General features: G+C 56.5%; 1 rRNA gene. It reads right to left on the reverse strand.

The features are described from left to right. Window positions 1-418: ribosomal RNA gene (locus E1298_RS47545) — 23S ribosomal RNA — on the reverse strand; the annotation flags it as partial.

The following is a 418-nucleotide window of genomic DNA, read 5'->3' on the forward strand; positions in this document are numbered from 1 at the left end:
AGACAGCGGGGAAGTCGTTACGCCATTCGTGCAGGTCGGAACTTACCCGACAAGGAATTTCGCTACCTTAGGATGGTTATAGTTACCACCGCCGTTTACCGGCGCTTAGATTCTCAGCCTCGACCCCCGAAGAGGTCTAACCGGTCCTCTTAACGTTCCGGCACCGGGCAGGCGTCAGTCCGTATACAGCGTCTTACGACTTAGCACGGACCTGTGTTTTTAGTAAACAGTCGCTTCCCCCTGGCCTCTGCGACCCCACCCAGCTCAAGGAGTAAATCCCATCACCGGGCAAGGCCCCCCTTCTCCCAAAGTTACGGGGGCAATTTGCCGAGTTCCTTAACCACAGTTCACCCGATCGCCTTGGTATTCTCTACCTGACCACCTGAGTCGGTTTAGGGTACGGGCCGCCGGTACACTC

Source organism: Actinomadura rubrisoli, from assembly GCF_004349215.1.
GTDB lineage: Bacteria > Actinomycetota > Actinomycetes > Streptosporangiales > Streptosporangiaceae > Spirillospora > Spirillospora rubrisoli.